Raw genomic sequence first — 15,553 nt, forward strand, 5'->3', positions numbered from 1 at the left:
CCTGGCGCTGCTGGTGCCGTCGCTGCTGGTCGAGCAGGCGCTGGCGGAGGCCGCCGGGCTGCCGGTCGCCGAGCTGGAGCCGGAGCTGGCGGCACTGCTGCTCGAGGCCGTGCTGTCGGACCTGCTGCCGGTGCTGGAAGCGGCGGCCGGAGTGCCGATCGCGATCGAGAGCGTCGGCCTGGCGCCGGCCTTTGCGCCCGCCTTCCGCTGCGCCGTCGCCATCCGCCACGCTTTTGCCGAGACGGCGCTGCACCTCGCCGCCGATGCCGCCGCCGGCCCGGCCCTGCGCCGCCTGATCGGCGCCGCACCGGCCCGGCCCGCGCCCTGCGCCGGGCTGCCGGTGCCGCTGGCCATCCGCATCGGCGCGGTGCGGCTGAGCCTGGCCGAGTTCAAAGGGATCGCGCCCGGCGACGTCGTCTTTCCCGATGTCGCCTGTCCGCCCGGCGAGGCGCTGGTGGTCTATGGCGAGGGCTGGTCGCATGCGGCGAAGCACGACCGCGGTACGGTCACGGTCGCGGGGCCGCGGCGGCCCCTGGCCCTGCAGGATGGAGGTGGATGGATGGCGGATCCCGACAGCGATGCCGCGGCGCCGCCGGCGGAGCGGCTGGACCAGCTTCCGGTGACGCTGGTGTTCGAGCTGGGGCGCAGCGAGCTGCCGCTGGCCGCGGTGCAGGGCCTGGCCCCCGGCGCGGTCATCCCGCTCGGCCGCGACCCGGGCGAGGCGGTCGACATCGTCGCCAACGGGCGGCGCATCGGCCGCGGCGAGATCGTGCGGATCGAAAACGAGCTGGGCGTGCGCGTGGTGCGGCTGTTCGGCGATGAATGAGGCGCCGCCGGATGTCCTGCCGCTCCTCGGCATCGTCACGCTGGTCAGCCTGGTGCCGTTCCTGGTCGTCACCCTCACCGCCTTCCTGAAGATCTCGGTGGTCATGCTGCTGCTGCGCAACGCGCTCGGCATCCAGCAGACGCCGCCGAACATGGTGCTGTACGGCATCGCCCTGATGCTGACGATCTACATCACCGGGCCGGTGATCGCGGAGGTCTATGCCCGGGTCAGCGACCCGGCGCTGAGGCTGCGCAGCATGCAGGACTGGCAGGCGGTGATCCAGTCGGCGATCGAGCCGGTGCGCGCCTATCTGATGCGCTTCACCGACCCGGCGGAGCGCGACTTCCTGCTCTCGGCCACCGCCCGGGTCTGGCCGCCGGAGGCCAGCGCCGCGGCGACGCCGAACGACATGGTCATCCTGATCCCGTCCTTCGTCATCTCCGAGCTGACCCGGGCCTTCGAGATCGGCTTCCTGCTGTACCTGCCCTTCATCGTCATCGACCTGATCGTCTCGGCGATCCTGATGGCGATGGGCATGATGATGGTGTCTCCGCTGGCGATCTCGGTGCCGTTCAAGCTGTTCCTGTTCGTCATGGTCGACGGCTGGTCGCGCCTGCTGCACGGCCTGATCCTGAGCTACAGCAGCTGAGGCGGCGATGAACCAGGCGGTGATCTCGCATCTGCTGCAGGAGGCGCTGACCCTGACGCTGCTGCTGTCGCTGCCGGCGCTCGCCATCGCCGCCGCGGTCGGCCTGCTGGTCGGCCTGTTCCAGGCCGTGACCCAGATCCAGGACCAGACCCTGCCGATGGCGATCAAGGTGATCGCCGTGGTGCTGGCCCTGGTGCTGCTGGGCCCGATGCTGGCCAGCCCGCTGGTCCGCTACACCGACCGGATCTTCACCGACTTCCCGGCGATCACCCGCGGCGCGATCCCGGCAGACGCCGCGCCGCCCTGATGCTCGAATCCTTCCGGCTCCTGGCCGAGCTGATCGGGCCCTATGTCACCGCCGTCTCGATCGGCATCGCCCGCCCGATCGCCTTGGCCGCGGTGCTGCCGATGTTCTCCTGGCTCGGCCTCACCGGCATCCTGCGCAGCGCGGTGATGATCGCCATCGCCCTGCCGATGGCGTCGCAGGTCACCTCGGAGCTGGCGGTGCTGACGCCGCTGCAGCCCGGCCAGATGCTGATGCTGGTGGCCAAGGAGGCGGTGATCGGCCTCCTGCTCGGCCTGCTGTTCGGCCTGCCCTTCTGGGCGGTGGAGGCGGCGGGCGAGCTGATCGACATGCAGCGCGGCGTCATGGGCGCCTATCTGCTCGACCCCAACGCCTCGGGCCAGGCCTCGCCGGTCGGCACGCTGTTCGTGCTGGTGCTGCTGGCCCTGTTCTTCGCCGGCAACGGCCTCGGGGTGGTGGCCGAGGCGCTCTACACCAGCTACGCCCTGTGGCCGGTGACCGAGCTGCTGCCGCCCTTCACCGGTGAGACGCCGACGCTGCTGCTCGGCCTGCTCGACCACGTGGTCCGGCTCGGCCTGCTGCTCGCGGTGCCGCTGGTGATCGTGATGCTGCTGGCCGACATCGCGCTCGCCGTGATCGGCCGGATGGCGCCGCAGCTCAATGTCTTCGACCTGTCGCTGTCGGTGAAGTCGGCGGCGCTGGTGCTGGTGCTGCCGATCTACGCCATCTTCCTGGTGCCCTATTTCAACGACAGCCTGGGCTCGATGCGCGGCGTGCTCGACCTCGCCCGGACGGTGCTGCCGTGAGCCAGCAGACCAGCGAGGACAAGAGCCTTCCCGCCAGCGCCAAGAAGCTGGCGGACGCCCGGGGCAAGGGCCAGGTGGCGCACAGCCGCGATCTGGTCACGGTGGTCGCGCTCGTTGCCGGCTTCCTCTATCTCGGGGTCGAGGGGTCGGCGATCATGGAGGCGTTCCGCGCCATCCTGACCGAGCCGATCGCCCTGACGGCCAAGCCGTTCGACCAGAGCTACACCATCATCCCGACCCTGCTGTCGCTGGCGGCCAAGATCGTCGCGCCGCTGGTGCTGGTCATCGTCGTCGCCAGCGTCCTCGCCAATGTCGGCTTCCTGCGCGGCATCCCGTTCTCGTTCGACCCGCTGGTGCCGCGCGGCGACAAGATCAACCCGGTCAGCGGCTTCCAGCGGCTGTTCAGCCTGCGCAACCTGCTGGAGTTCGTGAAAGCGGTGGTGAAGGCCTGCACCCTCCTGGGGGTGATCGGGCTGCTCGCCCTCGGGGCGCTGCGGGCGGTGCTGGTGACGCCGCAATGCGGCCGCGACTGCATCGGCCTGGTGCTGGTGGCGACGCTGAAGCCGGTGCTGATCGGCATCATCGCGGTGCTGCTGGTCTTCGCCCTGATCGACATGCTGCTGCAGCGCTGGCTGTTCCAGCGCGACCAGCGGATGACCCGCAGCGAGATGAAGCGCGAGCGCAAGGAGCAGGAGGGCGACCCGTTCATCCGCAGCACCCGGCGGCAGTTGCATCGCGGCCTGGCCCGCGGCGAGGGCGGATCCTCCGCGCCGACGCTGTTCGTCACCGACGGCGCGGTCACCGTCGGCATCCGCTTCGTCCCCGGCGAGACCTCGGTGCCGATGCTGGTCAGCAAATCGTTCAAGGCCGGCATGGCCAACGTGCCGATGGAGACGGCGCCGCTGCTGGCGCGGCAGTTGCACGCCGAGGGCAAGATCGGCGAGGCCATCCCGAACGAGCATTTCGACGCCCTGGCCCGGATCCTGCTGCGGCTCGGCGCGGTGTGACGCCCCCGTCGTCCCCCGTCCTGCGCTATGGTCGGGCGACGAGAGCGGGAGACGCGCGATGGAGTCGAAGGAAGCGCCGCGGCCGGTGGCGGAGATCGCCAGCTACCACGCCCATGTCTATTTCGACCCGATTGCGACCCGCGACTGGGCCGAGCGGCTGCGCGGCTGGATCGGCGAGCGCTTCCGCGTCCGCCTCGGCCGCTGGCACGAGGTCAGGGTCGGGCCGCACGACCAGGCGATGTTCCAGGTCTCCTTCGCCACAGAGCTGTTCGCGACGCTGGTGCCCTGGCTGATGCTGAACCATGGGGGCTTAAGCATCCTGGTCCATCCCAACACCAGCAACCCGCGCCGGGACCATCTGGTCGACCCGGTCTGGATCGGGACGCCGCTGCCGGTGCATGGCGGTGTCCTGCCCGAGGAGGACGAGGCCGAGGGCCCGCTGGAGCCGAACACCGACCCGGTCCGGCCCGCCTAGGCCCCCGCTTTCAGGACTGGCCGGCCGCCGCGGCCATGCTGGCGGCGAGGAGCCGCGCGACATGCACCGCCTCGCGCCCGGCGCCGTCGCGGATCTGGTGCCGGCAGGAGGTGCCGTCCGCCACCACGACGGTGTCGGGCGCGGCCTGCCGCACCGCCGGCAGCAGCGACAGCTCGGCCATGGCCAGCGACACGTCGATCGTCTCCGCCTGGTAGCCGAAGGCGCCGGCCATGCCGCAGCAGCTCGATTCGACGGTCTCGACCGCCAGGCCGGGGATCAGCCCGAGCGCCGCCTGCACCGCACCCATGGCGCCGAAGGCCTTCTGGTGGCAATGGCCGTGCAGCAGGGCCCTGGCGGCGACCGGCGCGAGGGCCGGTGCGAAGCGCCCGGCCTTGGCCTCGCGGGCGACGAACTCCTCGAACAGCAGCGCATGGGCCGCGGCCCGGCGCGACTCGTCGCTCGGCAGCAGCGCCACGGCCTCGTCGCGGAAGGTGAACAGGCAGCTCGGCTCCAGCCCCACCACCGGCACGCCGCGCTCCAGGAACGGCCGCAGCGCCGCCAGGCTGCGGGTCAACTCGGCCCGGGCGGCATCGACATCGCCGACCGACAGGAAGGTCCGGCCGCAGCACAGCGGCCGGCGCGAGCCGTCGGCGGGCCTGGCGACGTGGACGCGGTAGCCGGCACCGGCCAGCACGGCGACGGCATCGTCCAGAACCTCGCGCTCGAAGGCGGCGTTGAAGCTGTCGGCCCAGAGCACGACCTCCTTCCCGCCCTCGGGGCCTGGGACGGCCGGCGCCCGGAAGCGGTCGCGGCGCCACGCCGGCAGCCGGCGGCGGGCACTGAACCCGAGCAGCCGCTCCGACAGCCGGGCCAGCGGCGGAACCCGGTCGCGCAGGTTGAGCAGCGGCGCGGCCATCGCCGCGAAGCGAGCGTAGCGCGGCAGGGTCGCCACCAGCCGGTCGCGCAGCGAGAAGCCGTTTCGGGCGGCGCGTGCGGCCAACACCTCGATCTTCATCCGCGCCATGTCGACGCCGGTCGGGCATTCCCGCTTGCAGGCCTTGCAGGACACGCACAGCTTCATCGTCTCGGCCATCTCGTCCGAGGCGAAGGCGTCGCGGCCGATCTGGCCGGTCAGCGCCAGGCGCAGGCTGTTGGCGCGGCCGCGGGTGACGTGCCGCTCGTCGCGGGTGACGCGGTAGGACGGGCACATGGCGCCGCCCTCCAGCTTCCGGCAGGCGCCGTTGTTGTTGCACATCTCGACCGCGCCCTGCAGCCCGCCTGCGGCGCCGGGATAGGCCGCCCAGTCGAGCCGCGGCGCGAGCTCCTCCGCCCGGTAGCCGGGCGGGTAGCGCAGCAGGCTGCGGTCGTCGAAGCGCGGCGCCTGCACGATCTTGCCGGGGTTCAGCGCGCCGTCGGGGTCGAAGGCCTGCTTCACCTCCTCGAAGGCGCGCACCAGCCGCGACCCGAACATCGCCTCGTGGAACTCGCTGCGGACGATGCCGTCGCCATGCTCGCCGGAATGCGAGCCCTTGTAGGCGCGGACCAGGGCGAAGGCCTCCTCGGCGATGGCGCGCATCGCCTTGACGTCCCGCTCCAGCCGCAGGTTCAGCACCGGCCGGACATGCAGGCAGCCCTCCGAGGCATGGGCGTACCAGGTGCCGCGGGTGCCGTGCTTCTCGAACACCTCGGTCAGCCTGGCGGTGTATTCCGCCAGATGCTCCAGCGGCACGGCGCAGTCCTCGACGAAGGAGATCGGCTTCGCCTGGTCCTTCATCGACATCATGATGTTGAGGCCGGAGGTGCGCAGATCGGTGATCGCCGCCTGCAGCGCCGGGTCCAGCACCTCGACCACGCCGCCCCAGCGCGCCCGGTCGTGGTCGAAAGCGTAGCCGAGATCGCCCATGAGATCGCCGAGCTGCTGCAGCCGCCGCGCATTCTCCGCCTCGTCCTCGGCGAACTCGACCAGCAGCAGCGCCGCCGGCTCGCCACGCAGCATGGCGTCGAGGGTCGGCCGGAACATCGCGATCTCGCCGGCCAGGGCGATCATGGTGGCGTCCACCAGCTCGATCGCGATCGGCTTCAGCTTGACCAGGTGCTGGGCCGCGTCCATGGCGGCGTGGAAGGAGCCGAAATGGCAGATTCCGAGGGCCCGCCGGCCCAGCAGGGGCCACAGCTTCAGCTCGACCGCGGTGGAATAGGCCAGCGTGCCCTCCGACCCGACCAGGATATGGGCCAGGTTGACCCGGCCACGGGCGGGGGCGAGGGCGTCGAGATTGTAGCCGCCGACGCGGCGCTGCACCTTCGGAAAGCGGGCGGCGACCTCGGCCGACTCGCGCCCGCCGATCGCCAGCAGCCGCTGCGCCAGGGCCCGTGCCCGCGGGTCGTTGATGCCGTCGACCGCGTCGGCCGCGACCTCGCCGAACTGCATCGCGCTGCCGTCGGCCAGGACGGCGTCGATCGACACGACATTGTCGCAGGTGGTGCCGTAGCGCAGCGAGCGGCCGCCGCAGGAATTGTTGCCGACCATGCCGCCGATGGTGGCGCGCGAGGCGGTCGACACATCGACCGGGAACCACAGCCCGTGCGGCCTGAGCCGGCGGTTGAGCTCGTCGAGCACGATGCCGGGCTCGACCGTGCAGCGCCGGGCCTCGACGTCGAGCGACAGGATCCGGTTGAGGTGCTTCGAGCCGTCGACCACCAGCCCGCGGTTGATGGTCTGGCCGCATTGCGAGGTGCCGCCGCCGCGGGCGGTGACCGGCACCCCCGCCTCACGCGCCAGGGCCAGGGCCCGCACCGCCGCATCCATGCTCCGCGGCACCACCACGCCGGCCGGCATGATCTGGTAGTGCGAGGCGTCGGTGGCGTAGCGGCCGCGGCTGAACGCGTCGAACAGGACGTCGCCGTCGATCTCGGCCCGCAGCTTCTGGTCCAGACCCGCCATCGGACTCCCTTTCCGCCCGTCTCTAGCCGCGACTCCACGGGCGGGCTTGCCTGGATTCCTTTAGCTCACGGCGATTTGGAATTCAAACTCAATCATCTAGATCCCCAATTTTGAATTCAAAATTGGCACAACTTTACGCCGACTCGCCGTCACCGCCCCAGCCGCCCTCGCCGAGATGCTCAATCGCCGCCGCCTGCTTGTTCCGGAGATGCCGGAACAGGACGTCAGCCAACTCGGCGCCGGCGCGCCGGCGCAGCGCGTCGAGGATCTCCTCATGCTCGCGCATCGCCTCGCCCCAGCGGTCGCGCTTGCGGGCGAAGTTGGCGGAGTAGCGCACCCGCCGCACCCGGCCCGCCATGCCGGCATAGGTCGCCTTCAGCACCTCGTTGCGCGAAGCATCGACGATGGCCTGGTGGATCAGCTGGTTGCAGCGGAAATAGTCATGCATCTCCCGCCGCAGATAGTGGCTGTACATCTCATGGTGCAGGCGCTCGACCGCGGCGATCTCGTCCTCGGTCGCGGCCTCGCAGGCCAGGCGCCCGGCCAGGGCCTCGAGCCCGCCGATGACGTCGAACAGTTCGCCGATGTCACGGGCGCCGAGGCCGCGGACACGGGCGCCGCGGTTGGGCAGCAGGTCGATCAGCCCCTCGGACGCCAGCACCTTCAGCGCCTCGCGCAGCGGCGTGCGCGACACGCCGAACCGCTCGCACAGGTCGCGCTCCGGCACCCGCGCCCCGTCGGGCAGATGGCCCTCGACGATGTAGTCGCGCAGCCGCGCCAGCAGCCCGGCATGCAGCGAAGCGGGCGCGGGAGCGTCGGATGCCGTTTTCAAGGTCGCCGTCGTCATGCTGAAACCAATATCCTGCCCGGAAGGCGGCGTCGATAGCCCGCACCCGTCGACAAAAATACGCTTGACCGATCAAAAAATGAATTCATTATTGTCGTCATCAGACGCCGCTCAGCCGGCCACAGCCCCAGGGAGGGATCATGACCAGCAGCAGCGGACCGCATTTCCTGCAGATCCCGGGGCCGAGCCCGGTGCCGGAGCGCATCCTGCGGGCAATCGGCCAGCAGGTCATCGACCATCGCGGCCCGGACTTCGCCCGGCTCGGCCAGGAGGTGCTGGAGGGCTGCAAGGCCGTGTTCAAGACCTCCGGCCCGGTGATCATCTACCCCTCCTCCGGCACCGGCGCCTGGGAGGCGGCGATCGTCAACACCCTGTCGCCCGGCGACCGCGTGCTGATGGCCGAGACCGGCCATTTCGCCACGCTGTGGCGGCAGATGGCGGCGCGCTGGGGCGTCGAGGTCGACTTCATTCCCGGCGACTGGCGCCACGGCGCCGCCCCCGCCGCGATCGAGGCCAAGCTGGCGGAGGACCGCGGCCACGCCATCAAGGCGGTGATGGTGGTGCACAACGAGACCTCGACCGGCGCCACCAGCCGCATCCCCGAGATCCGCCGCGCCATCGACGCCGCCGGCCATCCGGCGCTGTTCCTGGTCGACACCATCTCGTCGCTGGCCTCGGTCGACCACCGCCATGACGAATGGCAGGTCGACGTCACCGTCAGCGGCTCGCAGAAGGGCCTGATGCTGCCGCCGGGCCTCGGCTTCACCGCGATCTCCGACAAGGCGATCGCCGCGTCGAAGGCCAGCCGGATGCCCCGCTCCTACTGGGACTGGGCCGAGATGCTGAAGCCCAATGCCGGCGGCTTCTTCCCCTACACCCCGGCGACCAACCTACTGTACGGGCTGCGCGAGGCGCTGGCCATGCTGCAGGAGGAAGGGCTGGACGCCGTGTTCGCGCGGCACAGGCGGCTGGCGGCGGCGACCCGGGCGGCGGTGCGCGCCTGGGGGCTCGAGGTGCTGTGCCTGGAGCCGGCGGAAGTCTCGCCGGTGCTGACCGCGGTGCTGCTGCCGCCGGGCCATGACGCCGACCGGTTCCGCAAGCTGGTGCTGGACAGCTTCAACATGTCGCTCGGCTCCGGCCTCGGCCGGCTGGCCGGCAAGGTGTTCCGCATTGGCCATCTCGGCGCCTGCAACGAGCTGGTGCTGATGGGCGCCCTGGCCGGCGTCGAGATGGGGCTGGCGGCGGCGGGCGTGCCGCACCGCGCCGGCGGGGTCGCGGCGGCGATGGCGGCGCTGAACGGCCAGGCCGGGGACGTCGCCGCCGCCTGACGCGGCGGCGAATCACTCGTCAATCAGGATCGGTGCGACCGGCGCCTTGCGCCGGAACGGCCGGGCCATGTCTGGGAGGCAGCGATGGACGCAACGGACACAGGAGCGGTCGCGCGCCTCGCCGACCTGCTGGCGCGGAGTCTGGAGACCGGCACCCCGATCGCCCGGATCCCGGCCAATGCCTGCATCACGTCGCCGGCAGAGGCCTATCGCGTCCAGGACATGCTGCGTCTGGGCCCGATCGCCGGCTGGAAGGTCGGCCGCAAATCACCAACGGCGACGCCGATCCGGGCGCCGCTGCCGGCCAGCCGGCTGCACCGGTCCGGCGTCACCCTGCCGCGCGACGGGCTGTGGCGGCTGGAAGCGGAGCTGGCCTTCCGCCTGGTCCGGGACCTGCCGCCGACGGACCGCGCCTATGATCGCAGCGACGTGGCTGCGGCGGTCGGCGAGGTCGTGGCGGTGTTCGAGATCGTCGACAGCCGCTTCGCCGCCTGGCCCGACCTCGCCCCCGAGCTGGCCCTGGCCGACCTGCAGTCGCATGGCGCGCTGGTGGTCGGATCGGCCGCGCCGATGCCAGCGAAACCAGCCTTCGCGGAGACGCCGGTCCGCCTGGTGATCGACGGAGGCACGGTGGTGGAGCGGCGCGGCGGCAATCCCGCCGGCGACATCCTCGATCTGCTGGCCTGGCTGGCCAACGCGCTGGCCGCGGCGGGCAAGGCCCTGCGCGCCGGCGACCTGGTGACCACCGGATCCACCACCGGCCTGCTTCCCTTGGCGCCCGGCAGCCGGGCGGAGGCGGAGTTCGCCGGCATCGGGCGCGTCGCGGTGGCCCGGTCGGCCTGACCCGCCCCGCACGCTTCGGCCGCGGCGCTCAGCGCCCGGCCGCAACGACCGCGCCGGCGCGACCGGCGCGGCCCCTCGATGCGCGGCGCGGTTCCGGCGCCGCCCTCACACTGGGAGGAGAGGCATGTTCAAACGGCTCAAGGCCACGCATGGCGTGCTGGGGCTGCTGTGCGTGATGTATTTCATCACCTATGTCGACCGGGTGAACATCGGCACCGCGGCCGGCGAGATCCAGCACGAGCTCGGCCTCAGCAACACCCAGCTCGGCCTGGTGTTCTCGGCTTTCGCCTATCCCTATCTGGTGTTCCAGGTGATCGGCGGCTGGGTCGGCGACCGCTTCGGGCCGCGCCGGACCCTGTTCTGGTGCGGCCTGATCTGGGCGGTGGCGACCATCCTGACCGGCTTCGTCCAGGGCCTGGCCACGCTGTTCATCGCCCGGCTGCTGCTCGGCTTCGGCGAGGGCGCCACCTTCCCGACCGCGACCCGCGCCATGCAGTACTGGACGCCGGCCGGCAAGCGCGGCTTCGCCCAGGGCCTGACCCATGCCTTTGCCCGACTCGGCAACGCCATCACGCCGCCGCTGATCGCGGCGCTGACGGTGCTGCTGACCTGGCGCGGCTCCTTCGTCTTCCTCGGCGTGATCAGCCTGCTCTGGGTCGTCGCCTGGGTCTGGTACTTCCGCAACGAGCCGCGCGACCACCCGGCAATCACGGCGGCGGAGCTGCAGACTCTGCCGGCCCGCCCGGCCGGGCCGCGGCCGAAGGTGCCGTGGGGCCCGCTGCTGCGCCGAATGTGGCCGGTCACCCTGACCTATTTCTGCTACGGCTGGTGCCTGTGGCTGTACCTGAACTGGCTGCCGCTGTTCTTCAAGAACGGCTACGGCCTGGACATCAGGAACTCCGCCCTGTTCGCCTCGGGCGTGTTCTTCGCCGGCGTGGTCGGCGACACGCTGGGCGGCGTGCTGTCGGACCGCATCCTGCACCGCACCGGCAATGTCCGGCTGGCCCGCATCAGCGTCACCATGCTCGGGTTCATCGGCGCCTTCCTGTCGCTGCTGCCGATCCTCTATGTCCAGGACATCACCACCGTGGCGCTGTGCCTGTCGGCCGGCTTCTTCTTCGCCGAGCTGGTGATCGGCCCGATGTGGTCGATTCCGATGGACATCGCGCCGAAATACTCCGGCACCGCCGCCGGCCTGATGAACACCGGCTCGGCCTTCGCCGCGATCGTCTCGCCGCTGGCCGCCGGCGCCATCATCGACGCCACCGGCAACTGGTACCTGCCGTTCCTGCTGTCGATGGGGCTGATGGCGCTGGGCGCGGCCACCGCCCTGCTGATGCGGCCGGAGAAGCCGTTCGACGAGGCCGGCGCCGCACCGCCGGCCGAGGCGCCGGGCGGCACGCCGGTCACGGCCGGCTAAGCCAATAGAGACGGGACCGCCGGGCTCAGGGGGCGCCGGCGGTCTCGCGCGGCAGGAAGGCGGCGATGATCGCCTCGGCCATCCGGATGAAGCGGGCGCTCGGCCCCTCGGCGCCGACGCTCTGCCGGCTCACCCGGGCGCCCTCCAGCAGCAGCCACAGCGTGTCGGCCAGAAGCTCCGCCTGGGTGGCGCCGGCGGTCCGGCACAACCGCACCAGGCGGTCGCGCTGGGCCGTCTTGAAATCCTCGATCACGCGCCGGGCCGGATGGCCGGGCTCGGTCAGCTCGACCGCGGCATTGACCATGTCGCAGCCGCGCGCATCCGCGATCGCGCAGTCCGCCCCGACCTGGACCCAGGCATGCAGCTGCGCCACCGGGTCGCCGAGGTATTTCTCTTCGATGCCGGCCCAGATGGCGTCGGCCTCGTCGGCGAGGCCATGCAGGCATTCGACGATCAGGTCGTCCTTCGACCCGAAATGCCGATACAGCGTCATCTTGTTGGTGCCGGCGGCCTCGGCGATGGCGTCGACGCCGACGCCACGATAACCGTGCTTGTGGAACAGGTCGCGGGCCGTGCCGAGGATCCGGTCGCGCGGCCGCAGCTCGCAGCTGGGCCCTGCCTGGCCCCCCAGCCTCGGGGGTGTGATCGTCGTCATAGCTACTGATTGCCCTTGACGGTATCTTCGCAGTGCACCAATATTCTGTTACTTACCGGTAACACCCCAGCAGGATCAGGTCAAGATCCGACCCAGCCAGAGGGTGTAAGGGCCGAAGCTCAGCTTGACGACGGCTCGCCGGAACGATAATCAACCACAAAGTTAACTTAACCATGAGGTTTACCATGGCCTGGGGGTCGGCCTCGGCGATTTTCTGCGGTGCGTGCGACGACGGCGCGGCGCAGTGCTGCCCGCTCGGCCGGACCACGGCGCGGGCGACCCGGTCATGATCGGCTTCTTCATCCAGCGCCCGATCTTCGCCTCGGCGATCGCGGTGATCATGGTGCTGGCCGGCGGCATCTCGTACTTCCTGCTGCCGGTCTCGCAATTCCCCGACATCACCCCGCCCCAGGTGGTGGTCAGCGCCGCCTATCCCGGCGCCAGCGCCCAGGTCGTGGCCGACACGGTGACCACGCCGCTGGAGCAGCAGATCAACGGTGTCGAGGGCATGATGTACATGTCGTCGACCTCGTCAAACGACGGCACCTCGAACATCACCGTCACCTTCCAGGTCGGCTATCCGCTGAGCATCGCCGCGGTCGATGTGCAGAACCGGGTGTCGCAGGCCGCCTCGTCGCTGCCGGCGATCGTCAACCAGGGCGGCATCACGATCCAGAAGCAGAACCCGAACTTCGTTCTGATCGTCGACCTGACGTCGCCGGACGGGTCGGTCGACCCTGTGGAGCTGAGCAACTACGCCTATCTGCAGATCATCGACCCCATCAAGCGGCTGCCCGGCGTCGGCAATGTCCAGATCTTCGGCGAGCGGCGCTATTCCATGCGCATCTGGCTGGACCCGGACAAGCTGGCCAATCTGGGCGTCACCGCGGTCGACGTGCAGAACGCGGTCGCCGAGCAGAACGTGCAGGTGGCGGCCGGCAAGATCGGCCAGTCGCCGGCCCCCGCGGGCACCGCCTTCGAACTGCAGGTCAACGCCACCGGCCGCCTGAGCGATCCGGCCCAGTTCGGCGACATCGTCGTTCGCGCCGACCCGGCGTCCGGATCGGTGGTGCGGCTGCGCGATGTGTCCCGGATCGAGCTGGGCGCCCTGCAATACTCGTCCTCAGGCTATTTCGGCGGGCGGCCCGCGGTGGTCGTGGCCGTGTTCCAGCAGCCGGGATCGAACGCGCTGGCGCTGCAGGAGGCCGTCCAGAGCAAGATGGAGGAGCTGAAGCAGCGCTTCCCCCAGGGCATCGAATACGGCATCCGCTACGACACCACGCGCTTCGTGTCGGCGGCGATGGAAGACGTGCTGAAGACGCTGCTCGAAGCGCTGGCGCTGGTCGTGCTGGTGGTCTTCATCTTCCTGCAGAACTGGCGCACCACCCTGATCCCCGTCATCGCCATCCCGGTGTCGCTGATCGCGACGCTGGTGATCATGGAGGGCATGGGCTTCTCGCTGAACATGCTGAGCCTGCTCGGCATGGTGCTCGCGATCGGCCTGGTGGTCGACGACGCCATCGTCGTGGTCGAGAATGTCGAACGGCAGCTGGAGGCCGGGCTGCCGCCGCTGGCGGCGACGCGCAAGGCGATGACCGAGGTGACCGGGCCGATCATCGCCACCACCGCGGTGCTGATGGCGGTGTTCATCCCGGTCGCCTTCATCCCTGGCGTGTCCGGCCGCCTGTACAATCAGTTCGCGCTGACCGTCGCCATCTCCGTCGGCCTGTCGGCCTTCAACTCGCTGACGCTGAGCCCGGCCTTGAGCGCCGCGTTCCTGCGGCACCGGCAGCACACCCCCTTCATCCTGTTCCGCTGGTTCAACGCCGGCTTCAATACACTGTCGCATGGCTACGCGGCCCTGGTGCGCTTCCTGATCCGCATCCGCTGGCTGGTCATGATCCTGTTCGTGGCCGGGCTGGGCCTGACCTATTGGGTGTCGACGCGCCTGCCCTCGACCTTCCTGCCGGTCGAGGATCAGGGCTATTTCTTCGTCGTCATCCAGCTGCCCGACGGCGCGTCGCTGGAACGCACCGAGGCGGTGGCGAAGAAGACCCGCGCCATCCTGGAGGCGACGCCGGGGATCGAGACGGTCGGCGAGATCGTCGGCCTGAATTTCCTGACCAGCGCCGCCCAGTCGAACTCCGCGGCCCAGTTCGCCATCCTGAAGCCCTGGTCCGAGCGCGGGCCGGACCAGAGCGCGTCGGCCCTGGCCCAGAAGGTGGGCGCGGAGCTGATGCAGATCCCCGAAGCCTTCGCGCTGGCCTTCGACCCGCCGTCGATTCCGGGCATCAGCACCACGGGCGGCTTCGAATTCCAGATCGAGGACCTGTCCGGCCAGGGCGTCACGGCGTTGAGCGCGGCGACCCAGGCAGTTCTCGCCGAGGCCCGGAAGCAGCCCGAGCTGGACCCGCACCAGCTGTTCAGCAGCTTCAGCACCACGACCCCGCAATACAATTACGACCTGGACCGCAACAAGGCGAAGATGCTGGGGCTGACCCTGCCCGACGTGTTCAACACGCTGCAGATCTATCTCGGGTCGCTCTACATCAACGACTTCAACCTGTACGGCCGCACCTTCCGCGTCACCATCCAGGCGGACAAGGACGCCCGCGGATCGGCGACCGACATCTCGCGTCTCTACGTCCGCAATTCGGCCGGCGGCATGGTGCCGTTGAGCACGCTGGGCGACCTGAAGCCGATTGCGGGGCCGGACACGGTGCCGCACTACAACAACTACACCTCCGCCAAGATCAACGGCGCCGCGGCGCCGGGCTACAGCTCGGGCCAGGCGATCGCGGCGATGGAGCGGGCAGCGGCCACGGCGTTGCCGCGCGACTTCACCTATGAATGGACCGGCATCACCTTCCAGGAGCTGCAGGCCGGATCGGTGGCGGCCCTGGTGTTCGGGCTGGCCCTCGTCTTCGTGTTCCTGATCCTGGCGGCCCAGTACGAAAGCTGGTCGATGCCGTTCATGGTGCTGCTGGCGGTGCCGCTGGCCCTGTTCGGGGCGTTCGCGGCGCTGTGGGCCCGGCAGATGCAGATCGACGTCTATTCGCAGATCGGCCTGGTCATGCTGATCGGCCTGGCGGCCAAGAACGCCATTCTGATCGTGGAGTTCGCCAAGCGCCTGCGCGAGGAGGGCCACAGCATCGTCGAGGCGGCGGCGGAAGCCGGGCGGCTGCGGCTTCGGCCCATCCTGATGACGGCCTTCGCCTTCATCCTGGGCGTCGTGCCGCTGATGATCGCCACCGGCGCCGGCGCCGCCAGCCGCCAGTCGATCGGCACCACCGTGTTCGGCGGCATGCTGGCCGCCACCATCCTGACCCTGATCTTCGTGCCTGTGTTCTACGCCGTGATCGAGTCCTTCCGTGAACGCCGCGGCGGCACGGACAGCCCCCATGCCACCGACGGCCATCGGCTCGAGCCGAAGGCCGGCCCGGCCGAATAGA

General features: G+C 70.3%; 13 protein-coding genes. 10 read left to right on the forward strand and 3 right to left on the reverse strand.

Translation table 11 applies throughout. The features are described from left to right. The 6 genes from sctQ to ACTOWL_RS32675 form a co-directional block, all read left to right on the forward strand. Nucleotides 1-826 (forward strand): type III secretion system cytoplasmic ring protein SctQ (gene sctQ / locus ACTOWL_RS32650; protein ID WP_441325470.1); only part of this gene is annotated, 826 nt, incomplete at its 5' end. Continuing rightward, nucleotides 819-1,475: a type III secretion system export apparatus subunit SctR gene (gene sctR, locus ACTOWL_RS32655; RefSeq protein WP_441325471.1), complete on the forward strand. Its 657-nt coding sequence runs from the start codon at nucleotides 819-821 to the stop codon at nucleotides 1,473-1,475. The genes sctQ and sctR, both read left to right, overlap by 8 nt. 7 nt (nucleotides 1,476-1,482) lie before the next feature. Then, nucleotides 1,483-1,782: a type III secretion system export apparatus subunit SctS gene (sctS, locus tag ACTOWL_RS32660; RefSeq protein ID WP_441325472.1), complete on the forward strand. Its 300-nt coding sequence runs from the start codon at nucleotides 1,483-1,485 to the stop codon at nucleotides 1,780-1,782. Next, a complete protein-coding gene (gene sctT / locus ACTOWL_RS32665) occupies nucleotides 1,782-2,585 on the forward strand; it encodes a type III secretion system export apparatus subunit SctT (RefSeq protein WP_441325473.1) in 804 nt (267 codons plus the stop codon). The genes sctS and sctT overlap by 1 nt, the downstream gene beginning before the upstream one ends. Then, complete coding sequence (locus ACTOWL_RS32670; protein WP_441325474.1) at nucleotides 2,582-3,592, forward strand: EscU/YscU/HrcU family type III secretion system export apparatus switch protein; 1,011 nt, start codon at nucleotides 2,582-2,584, stop codon at nucleotides 3,590-3,592. Before sctT ends, ACTOWL_RS32670 begins: the two co-directional genes overlap by 4 nt. Nucleotides 3,593-3,650: 58 nt before the next feature. Beyond that, nucleotides 3,651-4,067, forward strand: a complete 417-nt coding sequence (locus tag ACTOWL_RS32675) for a DOPA 4,5-dioxygenase family protein (protein WP_441325475.1) — start codon at nucleotides 3,651-3,653, stop codon at nucleotides 4,065-4,067. 10 nt (nucleotides 4,068-4,077) lie between these two features. Here ACTOWL_RS32675 and ACTOWL_RS32680 read toward each other — a convergent pair whose 3' ends face one another. Both ACTOWL_RS32680 and ACTOWL_RS32685 read right to left on the reverse strand, forming a co-directional pair. After that, nucleotides 4,078-7,008 carry an FAD-binding and (Fe-S)-binding domain-containing protein gene (locus tag ACTOWL_RS32680; protein ID WP_441325476.1) on the reverse strand — a complete coding sequence of 977 codons (2,931 nt, stop codon included), beginning with the start codon at nucleotides 7,006-7,008 and terminating at the stop codon, nucleotides 4,078-4,080. A 133-nt stretch (nucleotides 7,009-7,141) separates the two neighbouring features. After that, nucleotides 7,142-7,855 carry a GntR family transcriptional regulator gene (locus tag ACTOWL_RS32685; RefSeq protein WP_441325477.1) on the reverse strand — a complete coding sequence of 238 codons (714 nt, stop codon included), beginning with the start codon at nucleotides 7,853-7,855 and terminating at the stop codon, nucleotides 7,142-7,144. 140 nt (nucleotides 7,856-7,995) lie between these two features. On the opposite strand from ACTOWL_RS32685, the gene ACTOWL_RS32690 reads away from it, so the two are divergent. From ACTOWL_RS32690 to ACTOWL_RS32700, 3 genes are all read left to right on the forward strand, one after another. Further along, nucleotides 7,996-9,183, forward strand: a complete 1,188-nt coding sequence (locus ACTOWL_RS32690; RefSeq protein ID WP_441325478.1) for a pyridoxal-phosphate-dependent aminotransferase family protein — start codon at nucleotides 7,996-7,998, stop codon at nucleotides 9,181-9,183. 84 nt (nucleotides 9,184-9,267) lie between these two features. Further along, entirely contained in the window at nucleotides 9,268-10,026 is a 759-nt protein-coding gene (locus ACTOWL_RS32695; protein WP_441325479.1) for a fumarylacetoacetate hydrolase family protein, read from the forward strand. A 124-nt stretch (nucleotides 10,027-10,150) separates the two neighbouring features. Then, nucleotides 10,151-11,446, forward strand: coding sequence for an MFS transporter (locus ACTOWL_RS32700; RefSeq protein WP_441325480.1), 1,296 nt, complete (start codon nucleotides 10,151-10,153; stop codon nucleotides 11,444-11,446). Nucleotides 11,447-11,471: 25 nt separating this feature from the next. Here ACTOWL_RS32700 and ACTOWL_RS32705 read toward each other — a convergent pair whose 3' ends face one another. After that, complete coding sequence (locus ACTOWL_RS32705; RefSeq protein ID WP_441325481.1) at nucleotides 11,472-12,101, reverse strand: TetR/AcrR family transcriptional regulator; 630 nt, start codon at nucleotides 12,099-12,101, stop codon at nucleotides 11,472-11,474. Between the two features lie 286 nt (nucleotides 12,102-12,387). Here ACTOWL_RS32705 and ACTOWL_RS32710 point away from each other — a divergent pair, with 286 nt between their 5' ends. Beyond that, entirely contained in the window at nucleotides 12,388-15,552 is a 3,165-nt protein-coding gene (locus ACTOWL_RS32710) for an efflux RND transporter permease subunit (RefSeq protein ID WP_441325482.1), read from the forward strand. Nucleotide 15,553 lies beyond the last annotated feature (1 nt).

The sequence above is a fragment of the Inquilinus sp. CA228 genome (genome assembly GCF_052078665.1).
Classification (GTDB): domain Bacteria; phylum Pseudomonadota; class Alphaproteobacteria; order DSM-16000; family Inquilinaceae; genus Inquilinus.